Origin of the sequence: Lipingzhangella halophila, from assembly GCF_014203805.1 — a bacterium.
GTDB classification, from domain to species: Bacteria; Actinomycetota; Actinomycetes; order Streptosporangiales; family Streptosporangiaceae; genus Lipingzhangella; species Lipingzhangella halophila.
On sequence record NZ_JACHJT010000001.1, the window covers coordinates 1136567 to 1153217 of the forward strand.

Below are 16651 nucleotides of genomic sequence, written 5' to 3' on the forward strand. Positions count from 1 at the left end.
ACGCGGCCGTTGGGAGGTGCCGACATGCGGGTGCTGGTGGTCAACACGGGGTCGAGCAGCGTGAAGCTCCGCCTGGTCGACCCGGACGGCGCGCTCGCCGACCGCGCCGATCCGCCGCTCGACAACGGGACCGTTTCCGCGGAGCGGCTGGCCACCGAGGTCGAGCGGTTCAGCGGCGTGGACGCCGTCGGCCACCGCGTCGTGCACGGCGGTAGTGCGTTCCGGCGCCCAACGGCCCTGGACGACGAGGTCGTGGCGCGGCTGCGCGACCTCACTGGGCTGGCGCCGCTGCACCAGCCCAAGGCGGTGTCGGGTATCGCCGCGATGCGGAGCGTGCTGCCCGGCGTGCCCCAGGTGGCCTGCTTCGACTCGATGTTCCACGCGGACCTCCCGCCAGAGGCCGCCACCTACGCCATCCCGCGCGAGTGGCGGGAGAAGTACGCGCCGCGCCGCTACGGTTTCCACGGCATCTCGCACGCCTACGCCGCGCGCCGCGCCGGTGACATGCTCGGCGATGATCCCGGTCGGCTGGTCATCGCGCACCTGGGAGCGGGGGCGTCGCTGGCGGCGGTGCGCGGCGGACGCTCCGTCGACACCACCATGGGCTTCACGCCACTGGAGGGCCTGGTCATGGGCACACGCAGTGGTGACGTCGATCCCGGGCTGGTGCTGTGGTTGCTGCGCGAAGCGGGGCTGGACCCCGATGAGGTCGGAGACGGGCTGGAGTGGCGATCCGGCCTGGCCGGGCTGACCGGGAGCGCGGACATGCGCGACGTCGTGTCCCGGGCGGGCGGGGACGACCCCGACGCCGCCCTGGGGCTCGCCGTCTACCTGCACCGGCTGCGCGCCAAGATCGCCGCCATGGCCGCCGCGCTCGACGGCGTCGACACGCTCGTCTTCACCGGCGGGGTGGGCGAGCACCAGCCCGCTGTGCGGGCGGGCGCCGCGGACGGGCTGGGCTTCCTCGGGATCGGGATCGACCCGGAGGCCAACGACGCGGCGTCTCCCGACACCGAGATCACAGCGTCGGGAGCCCGGGTGCGCAGCCTGGTGGTCGAGGCCCGCGAGGAACTGGAGATCGCCCGCGACGTGCGAGCCCTGCTGCGACCGCACTGAGCCGGGCCCGGCACGCGTGAGCGCCGGGTCCGGGGCGGCCCCGATGGGGCGGCGAATGCACTGCGCCCGGACCCGGCGCGGCGGTACCGCCGCATGCGGGCCTGGAAAGGAGCGGTACCGCAGGGTGAGCCGGAGAGCGCGTCTGGGTAGCGCTCTCCGGCCGTCTTCTCGAGGGTGCCGGCGCCGGCCCTCTCGGGCACCACGCCGGGAATGTCCTCGACGGTCAGGGAAAACACTTTCTGAGCGGCAAACGTAGTGAGCGTGTGTACGCCGCGTCAATGAAATGTAACGGGACCGGACGAACAACCGTGAAAACCCTGATGCGCCGGAAGCGGCGGACAAGCCCCGACCGGAGCGAACGAATGGGCGCTCACCACGGGTGAGCGCCCATTCTCCCCTCGCGGGCACGGACCACCGCCGGCCGTCAGCCCCCGACCCGTTGCTCCTCCTGGCGGGCCTCCTCGGCGCCCAGGGCGATCGGTGCGGCCAGCCACTCGTCGGGCAGGCCGAACGCGCTGGCGAGAGTGACCGCGTGCGGGCGCAGTTCCGCGCACAGCGAGTTCACGGCCTCGGTCACCGCCTTCGCGCGCGGTGCGGTCAGCCGCCCGTGCTCCAGGAACCAGGCGCGGTCCTCCTCCACGACGGAGAGCACGTAGAGGTCGCACAGCCTGTCGAGCACCTCTTTGGTTTCGGGGTCGGCGCACCGGTCGATCGCGGCGACGAAGGCTTCCAGGACGACCCGGTCGACGTGCGCCCGCCCGGCCTTGAGCACGTGGTCCTGGGCGTCGTTGAACGCCTCGAACGCGGCGGTGCCGGAGCCTGTCCTGCGCAGCCGCCGCGCCAACCCTTCGACGACGTGCTTCTCGCGGTCCTCCAGCAGATCGAGCTGCCAGCCGCGGTCCCGGATGTCGGACTCGCCGCGCCGCCGGGTGGCGTCGACCAGCCGTTCGATCAGCGGCCGGGCGGCGGTCCGCTCGATCACGACGCCGAGGAACTGCCCGGCCACGAACCGGGCCATCTCCTTGGGGTCGAGGGCGCCGAAAGAGTCCCGGTAGTGGGTGAGGAGCCCTTTGGCGACGAGCTGCAGCAGCACCGTGTTGTCACCCTCGAACGTGGTGAACACGTCGGTGTCCGCCTTGAGCTGCGGCAGCCGGTTCTGCGCCAGGTAGCCGGCGCCGCCGCACGCCTCCCGGCAGGTCTGGATCGTCTGCGTGGCGTGCCAGGTGCTGACGGCCTTGATGCCCGCGGCGCGGGACTCCAGTTTCCGCTGGTCCTGGTCGCTGAAGGACTCCCGGGACTTGTCGTCCAGTGTCCGCACCAGCTCCTCCTGGGCGAAGTGCAGGGCGTAGCTGCGGGCCAGAGCGGGTAGCAGGCGGCGCTGGTGCGCGCGGTAGTCCAGCAGCGCGACCTCCCCGCCGTCGGGCCGTTCGAACTGGCGGCGGGCGTCCGCGTACCGGATGGCGATGGCCAGTGCCGCCTTCGCCGCGGTTCCGGCGCCGCCCGCGACGCTGATCCGCCCGCGCACGAGCGTGCCGAGCATGGTGAAGAAGCGGCGGTCGGGGTTGTCGATCGGGCTGGTGTAGCTGCCGTCGGGGGCGACATCGCCGTACCGGTTCAGCAGTGCGGTCCTGGGAACCCGCACGTGGTCGAACCAGAGCCGGCCGTTGTCGACACCGTTGAGCCCCGCCTTGAGACCGCAGTCCTCAATGCGCACGCCGGGGAGGGGATGCCCGTCGGCGTCGCGGACCGGCACCAGCAGCGCGTGCACACCGTGGTTCGTATCACCGGTGATGAGCTGGGCGAAGACCACGGCCGCCATACCGTCGCGGGCCGCGTTGCCGATGTAGTCCTTGCGCGCGTCGTCGTCGGGGGTGTGCACGACGAACTCCTCGGTGCGGGGGTCGTAGCGCGCCGTCGTGCGCAGCCGCTGCACGTCCGATCCGTGTCCCGTCTCGGTCATCGCGAAGCAGCCCGGCAGCCGGAGCGAGATGACCCGGGGCAGGTACCGGGCATGGTGTTCCTCGGTGCCCAGTGCCTGGATGGCGCCGCCGAACAGGCCCCACTGCACGCCGACCTTCACCATGAGCGAGAGGTCGCACACCAGCATCTCGAACGCGACGACGGAGGCGCCCACGTCGTCGGAGCCGCCATACGCCGAGGAGAACCCGTACCCGGGAATCTCGGTCGCCGCGATCGCTGCGAGCTGCTCCATGACGCGGTCGCGGTGCTGCTCCACGTCGAGCCCCGCGACCGGGGCGAACAGCTCTCCGCGCAGGTGGTCCCGGGCTTTCTGGCGGACATGGGCCCACGGCCCGTCGAGCAACTCGCGCAACGCGGCCTCGTTCGGCCGGATGCTAGGTTCAGCCATCATTACCCCCTCAAAACGACTGCGACTCACCCCTCTCCTACCACTATCCGGCCGGCGCGCCGGGCAGGTCGCGCCCGAAGCGGGGAGGACCCGGACAAACAGGTCTCCCTACGAGCCCCGTTGGGAACGCTCGGGTGTTAGCGGCACGCAGCGCAGCACGCGAAAGGGAACACATGACGGCTGACGATGACCGGATCGACATCCGGGACACGCGTACCTCCGACGTCGCGGCGATCGTGGACCTCGCGGAGAAGGGCGCCGCGATGACACCGGAAACCTCCCCCGCGGACACTCAGGAACGGCGGCACTCGCACGTGCGGGGCATGGTTGACGACGCCACCGCGGTCTCCCTTGTCGCCACGCGCGACGACCGGGTGTGCGGATACCTCCTCTCGATGGTCCTGCCGGCGCCGCCAGAGCCGTCCGGATCCGGCGGCGCCGGACCGGTCGGCTACGTGACCGACTTCGCCGTGGCCGCCCCCGACGACTGGTGGGCGGCCGGTACCGCCCTGCTCGGCAGGGCCCGGCAACGGCTGCGGGACATGGGGGCCGAGCGCGTGCTCGTCCCCGTTGACGCGCCCGACCCGGCGAAGCGCGCCTTCCTGTGGCGGTCCGGGCTGACCCTGGGGTTCGAACGGTACGAGGCACGCCTGGTGTGACGTGCCTCACCAGGGGCGAAAAGCCCTGCTGTACCGGGCTTTCGGGGAGTTGCCGCAGCGTTCGCCCGCTCTTCGCGGAATCGGAAGTTCCGGCGGGTGCGCTTGCGGGCAGAGTTAGTGAACGGGCCTGCCATGGGAGCGATGATGACGTACCTCACCGAATCGGACGTTCATAACTACGTCAACGGCATCTGTTTCAAGACCGGCCCACCGGGACGCGTCGGAGTCGAGGCCGAATGGCTCGTAACCGACAAGCAGGAGCCGCACCTCCCGGTCCCGGTGCACCAGCTCGCCACACTCATCGACGAAGCCGGACCGCTTCCCAACGGCAGCGCCATCACCTTCGAACCCGGTGGGCAGCTTGAGCTCAGCTCGCCGCCCCTTTCGGGACCCGCCACCGCCTGCTCCGCGCTCGCCGCCGACCTGGCCCACGTGGAGAAGCAACTGAACGAGGCCGGACTCCGCCTCGAAGGCAGTGGCCTCGACCCGCACCGCCGCCCGAGCCGGCAACTCGCCCTGCCCCGCTACGTCGCGATGGAACGCTACTTCGACGGGGGCGGTGGCCCCAGCGGCCGGGCGATGATGTGCAGCACCGCCTCGCTGCAGATCTGCCTCGACATCGGAGCGGACCGCGCTGACTTGCAACGTCGCTGGCAGCTCGTGCACCGGCTCGGACCGGTCCTGCTCGCGGCATTCGCCAACTCGCCCCGGTGGCGGGGCCGGCCGACCGGTTGGCGCTCCACGCGGTGGGCGATCTGGGCCGCCATCGACTCTTCCCGCACCCGCCCCGCCGCGGGCGGCGACCCGATCGCCGCATGGACCGGCTACGCGCTCGCCGCCCGGACCATGGCGGTGCCGCGCGCCGAGGGGCCGTGGCTTGTTGACCCGGGACTGGCGTTCGGGGCGTGGCTGGCCGGCGGACGCACCCCGCGCCCCACGCCCGACGACCTTGAATACCACCTGAGCACCCTGTTTCCGCCCGTTCGGCCGCGCGGGTGGCTGGAGCTGCGGATGGTCGACGCGCTGCCCGACCCGTGGTGGCCGGTGCCCGTTGCCGTGGCGGCCGCCCTCGTGGACGATCCCGCCGCCGCCCGCGTCGCGTCGGCGGCGACCGAGCGGTTGTGCGGCGGCGCCCGGCCCGGCCGGGGAATCTGGCTGGCCGCTGCCCGCGACGCGCTGACCGACCGCGGGATCGCCGCCTGCGCCCGGGCCTGCTTCGCCGCGGCGTGCGAGGCGCTGACCGGCATGGGAGCAGCGAGCCTCGTTCCGGTGGTCGAGGCCTACCGCGAGCGTTATGTGGACCGGGGCCGCTGCCCCGCTGACGACCAACTGGCATCCGGAGGGGAGCAATGAGCGAGCAGCCAACCAGGGAGCCGCGGAACCCGAGCGCGGCCAGTGGCGAGGACGGGCCGCCGCCAGCGACCGCGGACGTCGGGCAGGCGCGCGAGCGCATCGCCGCCGAGCTCGGGCGGGTGCGGGAACGGAGCCTCGGCCTCACGGTCGAAAGCCTGGAGGAGTCCGAGCTCGTCGCCCAGCACTCGCCGCTGATGTCCCCGTTGGTATGGGACCTGGCGCACGTCGGCAACTACGAGGAGCAGTGGCTGGTACGCGCCGCGGCCGGCCAGGACGCCCTGCGCCCCGACATCGACATCCTCTACGACGCGTTCGAGAACCCCCGCTCCGCGCGCGTCGAGCTGCCGTTGCTGACCCCCACGGAGGCCCAGGAGTACAACGCCCGGGTCCGCTCCCGGGTGCTCGACTCGCTGGAGCGGGCACCCCTGGACGAAGGGGGAGCGGGCCTGCTCGACGGCGGGTTCGTCTACCACATGGTCATCCAGCACGAGCACCAGCACGACGAGACGATGCTGGCCACCCACCAGCTCCGGCGCGGCGATCCGGCCCTTCCCGGCGTCGCCGCCCAACCGCCGGCCGGCACATCGCCGCCGGACCCCTCGGAGATCCGCATCGAGGCCGGGCCGTTCACGATGGGTACCACCGCCGACCCCTGGGCCTACGACAACGAGCGGCCCGCCCACACGGTCGACCTGCCCGCCTACTGGATCGACAGCCATGCCGTGACGAACGCGGCGCACATGGACTTCATCGCCGACGGTGGCTACGACGACCCGCGCTGGTGGAGCGAAGAGGGGTGGGAGTGGCGCACCCGCTCGGGCAAGCGCGCGCCAGCGTTCTGGCACCGCGACGGCGAGCGGTGGCTGCGCCGCCGTTTCGGCCGGGTCGAGCCGGTGCCCCCGGAGGAACCGGTGCAGCACGTCTGCTTCCACGAGGCCGAGGCGCACGCCCGCTGGGCCGGCAAGCGGCTGCCCACCGAGGCCGAATGGGAGAAAGCCGCGCGCTACGACCCGCGAACCGGTGTCTCGCACCGGTTCCCCTGGGGAGGCCGGGAACCCGGCCCGGAGCACGCCAACCTCGACCAGCGGCTGCTGAGGCCCGCGCCAGCGGGGGCGTTCCCGTCCGGAGGCGCGCCCACGGGCGTCCGGCAGATGCTCGGCGACGTCTGGGAGTGGACCTCGACCGAGTTCGCCGGCTATCCCGGGTTCCGCGCGTTCCCCTACCCGGAGTACTCGGAGGTCTTCTTCGGCCAGGGTTACCGGGTGCTGCGCGGCGGCTCGTGGGCCACCCACCCCACCGCGGTGCGGTGCACGTTCCGCAACTGGGATCACCCCATACGCCGGCAGATCTTCAGCGGCTTCCGCTGCGCCCGCGACGCGGAGCCCGTCTGATGTGCCGGCACCTGGCCTACCTCGGGCCGCCGGTCACGCTGTACGAGCTGCTGTACGGCCCGCCCCACTCGCTGCACACCCAGTCGTACGCGCCGCGTGAGCAGAGCCACGGCACGGTGAACGCCGACGGGTTCGGTGTGGGGTGGTACCCGTATTCCGAGTCCGAACCCGCCAGCGGGGACACCGGCCGCCCGAACGGTCCCGGCCCGCTGCGCTACCGCCGGGCCATGCCGATCTGGGCCGACGCGTCGTTCGCCGACGCCGCCCGGGCGATCCGCGCGACCTGCGTGGTCGCCGCCGTCCGGGACGCCACACCCGGCTTCGGGATGGACGAGTCCTGTGCCCAACCGTTCCGCGGTGACACCTGGCTCTTCAGCCACAACGGCGCCACCGGGGACGACGCGGCCCTCACCGAACGCCTCGGCCAGCCCCCGCCCGCCGGAGTGCTCGACGCGCGCACCCCGGTCGACTCCGCTCCCTTGTTCGCGCACGCCGTACGGCTGTGGCGGAAAGGCGAGGACCTGGGGGCGGCGCTGGCGTCGGTAACCCGCGAGGCCCGGGCGTGCGCACCGGGCCGCTACAACCTGCTCGCCGCCGACGGTCGCCAGCTCGCCGGTACCGCCGCCGGCGACACCCTCTACACGCGCACCACCCACGACGGCGGCGTGTACCTCGCCTCCGAACCCTTTGACGACAATCCCGCCTGGCGGCGGGTCCCGGACGGATCGCTGGTCGTCGCCGGCCCCAACGGCGCCGCGATCACCGCGGTCGCCTAGTCCGACGAGGAGTCCCATGCTGCGGATCGAACACCACCTCACACCAGATGACCTCGACAAGGCCCTGCGCCGCGACGTGCAGGAAGGGCTCACCGCGCGCCCCAAGACGCTGCCGCCCAAGTGGTTCTACGACGAACGGGGCAGTGCGCTGTTCGAGGAGATCACCCGCCTCCCGGAGTACTACCCCACCCGCGCCGAGCGCGCCATTCTGGACCAGCACGCCCCGAGCATCGGGCGGGCGACCGCCGCCCGCACCCTTGTCGAGCTGGGGTCGGGTTCGGGGGAGAAGACCCGGTTGCTGCTGGACGCACTGCGCTCGGCGGGCACGCTGGAGCGCTTCGTCCCGGTCGACGTCAGCGGGGACTTCCTGCAGGGCGCCGCCGAACGTGTCGCCGCCGAGTACCCCGACCTTGGGGTCAGTGCCGTTGTCGGCGACTTCGAGCGCCACCTGCACCTGCTGCCGGCGCACCCGCGCAGACTCGTGGCGATCCTGGGCTCGACGGTCGGCAACCAGCCGGCGCGCCGGCGCATCGCCTTCTTGGCCGACCTGCGCAGCACGCTGGGGGAGGGCGACGCGCTCCTGCTCGGTGTCGACCTGGTCAAAGACCCCGCCCGGCTCGTCGCCGCCTACGACGACGCGCGCGGGGTGACCGCCGAGTTCAACCGGAACGTCCTGCACGTCATCAACCGCGAGCTTGACGCCGACTTCGCGCCGGAGGCCTTCGAGCACGTTGCCGTCTGGGACGCCGAGGCCGAGTGGATCGAGATGCGGCTGCGCGCGTCGTCGCCGCAGCGGGTGCGCGTCGGCGGGCTCGACCTCACCGTCGACTTCGCCGAGGGGGAGGAGATGCGCACCGAGATCTCGGCGAAGTTCCGCCGCGCGACCGCCGAGGCCGAACTGGACAGCGCCGGGTTCGCGCTCACCCAGTGGCTGACCGATCCCGACGGGGACTTCGCGCTGCTCCTGGCGCACCCGCGGGTGTGACGCACCGGGGCGCGGACCACGATGGTGCGCCAGAGCGGGCCGCGCCCCGGTGCGGATCCCGGGGAGGCGGCCCTCCGCCGCGAGATATGGTGAACCCCGTGATCAAGGTAGGAGTGTTTGGCGCCAAGGGGCGCATGGGGTCAGAAGTTGTCCGGGCGGTCCAAGGGGCCGACGACACCGAACTGGTGGCCGGTGTCGACGAGAACGAGGAGCGCGAGAACGTGCGCGGCGCCGAGGTCGTCGTGGACTTCACGCACCCCGAGGCGGTCATGGGCAACCTCCGGTGGCTCGTCGCCAACGGGATCCACGCTGTCGTCGGCACCACCGGCCTCGACGAGGAGCGGCTCGCCGAGCTGCGCGACGTGCTGGCCGAGAACCCGGGTGTCAAGGTGCTGATCGCGCCGAACTTCGGAATCGGGGCCGTGCTGATGATGCACTTCGCCGCGAAGGCCGCGCCCCATTTCGACTCGGTGGAGATCGTGGAGCTGCACCACCCGAACAAGGCCGACGCCCCCAGCGGGACCGCCAGCCGCACCGCCGAGCTGGTGTCCGCGGCGCGCGAGGGGGCGGAGCCCATGCCCGACGCCACCACCGCGGAGGTTCCCGGGGCGCGCGGGGCCGACGTCTCCGGGGTCCGGGTGCACGCGCTGCGCCTGGCCGGGCTCATCGCGCACCAGGAGGTCATCCTCGGCACACACGGCGAGACCCTGAAGATCCGGCACGACTCGATGAGCCGGGAGTCGTTCATGCCCGGAGTGCTACTGGGTGTCCGGCGCGTCGCCGAACTCCCGGAGCAGCTCACGGTCGGCCTGGAGGCACTGCTCGACCTGGAGTGACCCCACGGCGGGGCCCGGGCTTCGGCGATCCTGAGCATTCGGTTCCTTCGTAGCGGCTTGAAGGAACCGAATGCTCAGGATCGCCGACGAGCGCCCGTATTGGTGACTCTATGTAATTAGCATGTTGTAATTTGTGTCCGTATGCGGATGCTGTACCCCGCACCGCCCGTTCGGGTGCTGTCCGGTCCTCGAGCATGAACTTCATGCGCGTGTAACCGGCGCGAAATGCTCATTATTCGCGCGCGGCCATCATTGCCGGACGGCGCGGCACCAACCGCGCCGGACGACCTACGGAGGCACGATGTTCCTGACTCCGTCCGATACGGAGAAACTGCTACTGAGCGTGGCCGGGATGGTGGCCCGCGACCGGCTCGAACGCGGGATCCGACTGAACCATCCCGAGACCGTCGCCCTGCTGTCCTGCTGGGTGCTCGAACGGGCCCGCGAGGGCGCGACCGTCCAGCGGTTGATGGAGGAGGGCGTCCAGGTCCTGCGCACCGATGAGGTTATGGACGGCGTGCCCGACATGCTGGAGCACGTCCAGGTCGAGGCCACCTTCCCCGACGGCCGCAAGCTGGTAACCCTCACCCACCCCGTTCGGCCGCGGCCCGGGGCCGAGCCGGAGCCCGCCGCCCCGCGCCCCGGCGAGGTGCGGACGAGAGCCGGAACGGTGGAGCTGAACGCCGGGCGCGCGTCGCGCACCGTGGTCGCGTGCAACGAGGGCGACCGCCCGGTGCAGGTCGGATCGCACATCCACCTCGGCGACGTCAACCCGGTACTGCGGTTCTACGAGTCCCTCGCGCCCAGCGAGGACGAGGCCGGAACCGAGCCCGCGGAGGCCCACGTTGACGGTTACCGGCTCGACATCGCGGCCGGCACCTCGGTCCGGTTCCAGCCGGGGGACGAGAAGCGGCTGGACATAGTGGAGCTGGCCGGCGCGCGGAAGGTTGCCGGGCTGCAGGTCAAGGAGGGTTCCGGTGAGTGAGATCGCGCGCGCCGACTACGCGGCGCTGTACGGGCCGACCGTTGGCGACCAGGTCCGCCTGGGCGACACCGACCTGTGGATCGAGGTGGAGCGTGACTACTGCGCGGGCGGCGACGAGGCCGTCTTCGGCGGCGGCAAGTCCATCCGCGAGTCCATGCTGCAGAGCACCGTGCCCCGCAGCGAGGGAGCCCTCGACCTGGTGGTCACGAACGCCGTGGTGCTCGACCACTGGGGGATCGTGCGTGCCGACGTCGGGGTGCGCGACGGCCGCATCACCGCCATCGGCAAGGCCGGCAACCCCGACATCATGGACAACTGCCACCCCGATCTGGTGATCGGGCCGGGCACCGAGGTCCTGTCCGGCGAGGGACGCATCCTCACCGCGGGCGCTGTTGACTGCCACGTCCACATGCTCAACGCCGACATGCTCTACGAGGCCCTGGCCACCGGTGTCACGACGGTCGTCGGCGGCGGGACCGGGCCGGCCGAGGGCACCAAGGCCACCACGGTCACCCCGGGGCCGTGGAACCTCGCCCTCACCCACCGGGCCTACGACGAGATCCCGGTCAACCTGCTACTGCTGGGCAAGGGCAACACGGTCGGGCACGAGGCACTGCGGGAGCAGGCCCTGGCCGGCGCCGGCGGGTACAAGATCCACGAGGACTGGGGCGCCACGCCGGCGGCCATCGACGCCGCCCTCAAGGCCGCCGAGGAGTTCGGCCTGCAGGTCGCGCTGCACTCCGACAGCCTGAACGAGTCCGGTTACGTGCGCACCACCATCGACGCCATCGGCGGCCGGAGCATCCACGCGTTCCACTCCGAGGGCGCCGGCGGCGGCCACGCGCCGGACGTGATCGTGTTCGCGGGCCAGCCCAGCATCATCCCGGGCTCCACGAACCCCACGCTGCCGTTCACCGTCAACACGGTGGCCGAGCACCGGGACATGCTCATGGTCTGCCACCACCTGAACCCCAACGTCGAAGCCGACGTCCAGTTCGCCGACTCGCGCATCCGCGACACCACGATGGCGGCCGAGGACATCCTGCACGACATGGGCGCGATGTCGATCACGTCCTCCGATGCGCAGGCCATGGGCCGCATAGGCGAGGTGATCTGCCGGACCTGGCAGATCGCGCACGTGATGAAGGGGCGCCGCGCTGTGTCGTCCACGCTGCCCGCGGACAACGAGCGGGCCCGCCGCTACGTCGCCAAGTACACCATCTGCCCCGCGGTGGCGAACGGCATCTCGGCCGAGGTCGGCTCGGTCGAGGCGGGCAAGATGGCCGATCTCGCGCTGTGGGACCCGGCGTTCTTCGGGATCCGGCCGGCCGCCGTCGTCAAGGGCGGCGGTGTGGTCTACGCCCCGCAGGGCGACCCCAACGCCTCCATCCCCACCGCCGAGCCCATGCTGATGCGGCCGGGCCTCGCCGCGACCGCGTCGAGCGCGCCGCATCTCGCCGTGAGCTTCGTCGCTCCGGCGGCGTTGCGCGGCGGCGTTGCGCAGACATTGGGGCTGCGCCGCGCCTTGAGGCCGGTGGCCGACACCCGTGGCGTCTCCAAGGAGTCCATGCCGAACAACTCCGCTCTGCCGGACATCGCCGTGGACCCGGAGAGCTTCCGCGTCACGATCGACGGCTACGAGGTCCGCCCCGACGAGGGAGACCCGCCGGTGGCCGAGCTTCCGCTGACCCAGCGGTACTGCCTTTTCTAGAGGGCTCCGTGCGCCGTTCCGGGTGCGCGGCCGGCAGGACGACGCTCCCCGCGCGGGTTCGCGCGAGGGGTCGTACAGGCTGGTCGGCCCGAGGGGCGGCCGGCTGCTGATCCGAAGGAGGCATTCCGTAGTGGACGACCCGGGGAGGGGCATGCTGGACGGAACAGGGGCGCTGGGGCCGCTGCTGCTCGCTGACGCGCGCCTGCCCACCGGAGGGCACGCGCACTCGGGCACCCTGGAGGGCGCACTGGCGGCCGGCATGCGCGCCGAGGAGATCCCCGACTACATCCGGGCCCGGCTGGGCGGCGTGGCCCGGACAGAGGCCGCGGCGGCCGTGCTCGCCGTACGCGCGGCGCTGGGGACACCGGTCGACTTCGCGCCGATCCAGGCCGCGCTGGCCGCCCGCACCCCGAGCCGGGCGCTGCGCGAAGCCTCGGCGTCGCTCGGCCGCGGGCTGGCCCGGCTGGCACGCGGCCTGGCCCCTGAGCACCACGCCGTGGCCGCGCTGGGCACCGCGCCGGCCAGTACGCCCGGGCTGCGGGTGCTGCGCCCGATCGCGCTCGGCGCCCTCGGTTCCGCCCTCGGTATGGGTGCGGACCAGGTGGCGCGCGCCGCGCTCTACGACGACGCGCAGTGCGTCGCCGCCGCCGCGCTCAAGCTCCGGCCCGGCGACCCGATCGCCGCCACCCGGTGGGTGCTCGACGCCGCGCCCGACATCGAGGACTCGGTGCGCGCCGCCGTCGCCGCCACCGGACCCCGGGAGCTGCCCGCCCGCTCCGCGCCGCTGCTCGACCGTTGGGCCGGCGCGCACGCTCACGCTGCTAGGAGGCTTTTTGTTGCCTGAGAACCCGACATCCACGAGGGCGCTGCGTCTCGGCGTGGCCGGGCCGGTTGGGACCGGCAAGAGCTCGCTCATCGCCGCGCTGTGCCGCGAGCTGTCCGGCGAGCTGGCCATGGCCGTCGTCACCAACGACATCTACACCGACGAGGACGCCCGTTTCCTGCGCTCGGCCGGTGTCCTCGACCACGAGCGGATCCACGCGGTGCAGACCGGCGCCTGCCCGCACACCGCGATCCGGGACGACATCACCGCCAACCTCGACGCCGTGGAGGACCTGGAGGAGGAGTTCGCCCCTCTGGACCTGGTGCTGGTGGAGAGCGGCGGGGACAACCTCACCGCGACGTTCAGCCCCGCGCTGGTCGACGCGCAGGTCTTCTGCCTGGACGTCGCCGGCGGCGGGGACGTCGCCCGCAAGGGAGGTCCCGGCATCGCCCGTGCGGACATGCTGGTGGTCAACAAGTCCGACCTCGCCCCGTTCGTCGGGGTGGAGGTCGAACGGATGGTGGCCGACGCGGAGAAGGCCCGGGACGGTCGGCCCGTGCTGGCCCTGTCGCGCTCCGACGCCACTTCCGTGGAGCGGTTGTGCTCCTGGGTGCGCGACATCCTCGCCGACCACCGCGGCGGCCGGCACACCCCGCGCGACCCCGGCCCGATGGCGCCGCACAGCCACAGTGAATCCGAGCGTGGCCGCGGCCACGGCCACGCACCCGGGCACAGCCACTGATGGCGGCGGTAACGGCGGAGCGGCCGGTGCGCGGCGAACCGGTGCCCAGCGTCCCCACCGTGGTCTCGGTGGCGCGCAGCGGGGACCGCACCCGCCCCGTGGCGCTGCGCACCGGAACGTTTCTCGCGCCGTGCGCGATGCGGCGTCCCGGGACCGCCCAACGGGTCGCGCTCACCGGAGTCCGGGCGTCGCTGTGCGCCGGCGACGAGGTGGACCTCCGCGTCGACGTGGGGCCCGGGGCCGAGCTGGAGCTGAGCGACCCGAACGGGACTCTCGCCTACAACGCCCGCGGCGGCCGGGCCGCCTGGTGCGCCCGGGTCACCGTCGCTGAGGGCGGCCGGATGACCTGGTACGAGCCGTCGTTCGTTGTCTCCAGCGGCGCCGACGTGCTGCGCGAGATCGACGTCGTGCTCGCCCCCGGGGCCGAGCTGCTGTGGTGGGAGACGCTGGTGCTGGGCCGGGCGGGCGAGCAGGGCGGTGCCCTGCGTTCGCGTACCCGCGTCGAGCACGAGGGCGCGGAGCTGCTGGTGGAGGATCTCGACCTGCGCGACGTCGGTGAGCGGGAGCTGCCCGGGATCATCGGCCCGGCCCGGGTGCTCGGCCAGGTGGGCCTGTTCGGCCGCGTTCCCGGCCTGCCGGTGGGCGCGGACCGCCTGGACCTCGCCGGCCCGGGAGCGCTGTGGCGCTCCGCCGCCCGGCGCACCTACCGGGCCGACGCGGAGCTGGCTCCCGTCTGGCAAGCATGGGGCGGCCACGGCTAGTAGTGCTTCGTTAAGTGCCCCCATGCCGGGCTCATCGCGTTGGTCGTGCGGATTCGGCTCCTGCACGAGCGCGTGGAGTCTCGCGGCTTTCCCGCCCGACCCACACGGGGCACGGCAATGGGGGCCGCGCCAGGTGAGGGGCACCGAACCACACCGGGCGCCCTTCCCCACCACCCCACACCACCGAAACCCCAGAGAGCTACGAAGAAACCACATCCGCACGACCAACGCCCAGCCCCACGAACCCCAGGCACTTAACGAAGTACTACTAGCCAGGGGAGGGTGCGGAATGGCCCCGTGGCGCGATGGTGGGTCCCCTGGCCTCGCTGCCCGGGAGAAAAGGCGGTACGGCAGGCGGTGCGCTGGGGGTGGCGCTGGAGGATCCCCGGCTGGCCGAGGCGGCCAGGGGCCAGGAGACCGGCGGCCATGCGGGTCGCGAAACATGATAGGGACGCCGCGAGACCTGAGCTCTGTCCGCCGTAACGGAGGAGACCAATATGCCCCCCACGGAGCCCCTCGCTCTGCGCTACCAGCGCTTTCTCCACCAACGCCCCACACTCGTGGCGTGGGTGGCGGGCCTCGTCGCCGGCCTGCTGTTCGGGCTCGGAATGGGCATTTTCAGCTACCTGTACCTGGGTACCGGTGCGCTCGGATCCGTGCGCGTCCCGCTGGCGCTGGTGTTTGGGCTGTTCGGCAGCGTGCCCTTCGGGGCCGCGATGGGGATATTCATCTGGATCGCACAGCGTAACGTCGCCCTTCCTCCTCCGGAGAGCGCCGAGGCCCACCCGGCGTCCCGCGCGCGGCTTCGCGCGTCCAGGCGTCTGCTGCGTAGGGGGGCGGCGGCCGACGACCCCACGACCGCGGGTCTGGTCGTCTGGCAGGCGCGGCAGATGCTGCGCTGGCAACAACGCACCCCACGCTGGCTGTCGTGGGCGGGCAATCCGGTGTGGCAGGCACTGGTCGCTGTCCTCATGCTCCTGATGTGGGGCAGCCAATTCGTGCTCGCGTGGCGCGCCGAGGAGACAGCCGAGGCCCTCTTCTGGGGGTGCTGCGTGCTGCTGGGCGTGTCCATGTTCGTTTCCGCCCCCCTGACCGCCCTCTACCGCAGGCGGGCGCGCCGGGCCCTGGCGGCCAACGTGGAGCTGGCCGCCGAGCCCGCCACGGTCCCACAGGGGACAGTCAGCCCCGGCCCATGCTAGGGCTGACTGACTGTGCCGCAGGATGGCTCAGACCCCGAACAGGGCGCGGAACACCTGGGCGCCCAGGATGCCGCCCACGGCGGGAGCCACCACCGGAACCCACGCGTAACTCCAGTCCGAGCCGCCCTTGCCGGGGATCGGCAGGAGCGCGTGCGCGATGCGCGGGCCCAGGTCACGTGCCGGGTTGATCGCGTACCCGGTCGGGCCGCCGAGCGAGAGGCCGATGGCCAGCACGAGCAGACCGACGAGCAGCGGTGCCAAACCGGTGGCGAACAGCGAGGACAGGTCAACCCCGCCGTCGGCCATCTCTCCCGCGTTGCCGTTGATCCCCAGGATCCCGAAGACCAGCATGAAGGTCCCGATGACCTCGGTGGTGAAGTTGGCCGGGATGTTGCGGACCTCGGGCGCGGTGCTGAAGACGCCGAGCTTGGCGCCGGAGTCCTCCGTGACCTTCCAATGGGGCAGGTAGGCCAGGTACACCAGGACGGCCCCGAAGAAGGCCCCGGCGAGCTGCGCGGCGATGTAGCCCGGAACCTGCGGTAGGGGGTGCTCGCCGATCGAGGCCAGACCGAGGGTCACGGCCGGGTTGATGTGCGCGCCGCTGATCCGGCCGACGGCGTAGACCGCCATCGCGACGCCCAGGCCCCAGCCGAACGTGATGACGATCCAGCCGCCGTTTTGCGCCTTGGACTTGTTGAGCAGCACGCCGGCGACGACACCGCAACCGAGCAGGGTGAGAATTGCCGTTCCGACGAATTCGGCCAGATAGACCATGGTGACCTCCGCGGATGGACCGGGGCGGTGATGCCCGGGGATAAGGGAAGGCGGTCACCGCGCCGGGGACCCAAGCGCGGTGCGGGGGGTGGGGCGGCCGAGCCCCGGGCCGCACCGGCCCCGCGCTCCCACCCGGCGTGACACGGGTGGGAGCGCGCGCGGCGGGATGCGG

At 72.3% G+C, this 16651-nt stretch carries 15 protein-coding genes; 13 read left to right on the plus strand and 2 right to left on the minus strand.

The features are described from left to right. The first annotated feature begins 24 nt into the window (after nucleotides 1-24). On the plus strand, nucleotides 25-1116 hold the full coding sequence (locus tag F4561_RS05135; protein WP_184575263.1) for an acetate/propionate family kinase: 1092 nt from the start codon (nucleotides 25-27) through the stop codon (nucleotides 1114-1116). 424 nt (nucleotides 1117-1540) lie between these two features. Here F4561_RS05135 and F4561_RS05140 read toward each other — a convergent pair whose 3' ends face one another. Beyond that, a complete protein-coding gene (locus F4561_RS05140; RefSeq protein WP_376773636.1) occupies nucleotides 1541-3487 on the minus strand; it encodes an acyl-CoA dehydrogenase family protein in 1947 nt (648 codons plus the stop codon). Between the two features lie 170 nt (nucleotides 3488-3657). On the opposite strand from F4561_RS05140, the gene F4561_RS05145 reads away from it, so the two are divergent. From F4561_RS05145 to F4561_RS05200, 12 genes are all read left to right on the plus strand, one after another. Continuing rightward, nucleotides 3658-4143: a GNAT family N-acetyltransferase gene (locus F4561_RS05145; protein ID WP_184575267.1), complete on the plus strand. Its 486-nt coding sequence runs from the start codon at nucleotides 3658-3660 to the stop codon at nucleotides 4141-4143. Between the two features lie 144 nt (nucleotides 4144-4287). Beyond that, nucleotides 4288-5496, plus strand: coding sequence for an ergothioneine biosynthesis glutamate--cysteine ligase EgtA (gene egtA / locus F4561_RS05150; RefSeq protein WP_184583213.1), 1209 nt, complete (start codon nucleotides 4288-4290; stop codon nucleotides 5494-5496). Next, nucleotides 5493-6887, plus strand: coding sequence for an ergothioneine biosynthesis protein EgtB (gene egtB / locus F4561_RS05155; RefSeq protein WP_184575269.1), 1395 nt, complete (start codon nucleotides 5493-5495; stop codon nucleotides 6885-6887). The genes egtA and egtB overlap by 4 nt, the downstream gene beginning before the upstream one ends. After that, complete coding sequence (egtC, locus tag F4561_RS05160) at nucleotides 6887-7663, plus strand: ergothioneine biosynthesis protein EgtC (RefSeq protein ID WP_184575271.1); 777 nt, start codon at nucleotides 6887-6889, stop codon at nucleotides 7661-7663. Before egtB ends, egtC begins: the two co-directional genes overlap by 1 nt. Before the next feature lie 16 nt (nucleotides 7664-7679). Then, entirely contained in the window at nucleotides 7680-8648 is a 969-nt protein-coding gene (egtD, locus tag F4561_RS05165; protein WP_184575273.1) for an L-histidine N(alpha)-methyltransferase, read from the plus strand. Nucleotides 8649-8734: 86 nt separating this feature from the next. Next, the gene (dapB, locus tag F4561_RS05170) at nucleotides 8735-9484 is read left to right on the plus strand and encodes a 4-hydroxy-tetrahydrodipicolinate reductase (RefSeq protein ID WP_184575275.1); all 750 of its coding nucleotides are present in this window, start codon (nucleotides 8735-8737) and stop codon (nucleotides 9482-9484) included. Between the two features lie 301 nt (nucleotides 9485-9785). Further along, nucleotides 9786-10469, plus strand: coding sequence for an urease subunit gamma (locus F4561_RS05175; RefSeq protein WP_184575277.1), 684 nt, complete (start codon nucleotides 9786-9788; stop codon nucleotides 10467-10469). After that, complete coding sequence (locus F4561_RS05180; RefSeq protein WP_184575279.1) at nucleotides 10462-12180, plus strand: urease subunit alpha; 1719 nt, start codon at nucleotides 10462-10464, stop codon at nucleotides 12178-12180. The genes F4561_RS05175 and F4561_RS05180 overlap by 8 nt, the downstream gene beginning before the upstream one ends. A 151-nt stretch (nucleotides 12181-12331) precedes the next feature. Beyond that, nucleotides 12332-13024 carry an urease accessory protein UreF gene (locus tag F4561_RS05185; RefSeq protein ID WP_184575281.1) on the plus strand — a complete coding sequence of 231 codons (693 nt, stop codon included), beginning with the start codon at nucleotides 12332-12334 and terminating at the stop codon, nucleotides 13022-13024. Beyond that, the gene (ureG, locus tag F4561_RS05190) at nucleotides 13017-13745 is read left to right on the plus strand and encodes an urease accessory protein UreG (protein ID WP_184575283.1); all 729 of its coding nucleotides are present in this window, start codon (nucleotides 13017-13019) and stop codon (nucleotides 13743-13745) included. The genes F4561_RS05185 and ureG overlap by 8 nt, the downstream gene beginning before the upstream one ends. Next, nucleotides 13745-14506, plus strand: coding sequence for an urease accessory protein UreD (locus F4561_RS05195; RefSeq protein ID WP_184575285.1), 762 nt, complete (start codon nucleotides 13745-13747; stop codon nucleotides 14504-14506). The genes ureG and F4561_RS05195 overlap by 1 nt, the downstream gene beginning before the upstream one ends. Nucleotides 14507-15003: 497 nt before the next feature. Next, nucleotides 15004-15705, plus strand: a complete 702-nt coding sequence (locus F4561_RS05200; RefSeq protein ID WP_184575287.1) for a hypothetical protein — start codon at nucleotides 15004-15006, stop codon at nucleotides 15703-15705. A 27-nt stretch (nucleotides 15706-15732) separates the two neighbouring features. Here F4561_RS05200 and F4561_RS05205 read toward each other — a convergent pair whose 3' ends face one another. Continuing rightward, nucleotides 15733-16479, minus strand: coding sequence for an MIP/aquaporin family protein (locus F4561_RS05205; RefSeq protein ID WP_184575289.1), 747 nt, complete (start codon nucleotides 16477-16479; stop codon nucleotides 15733-15735). Nucleotides 16480-16651 lie beyond the last annotated feature (172 nt).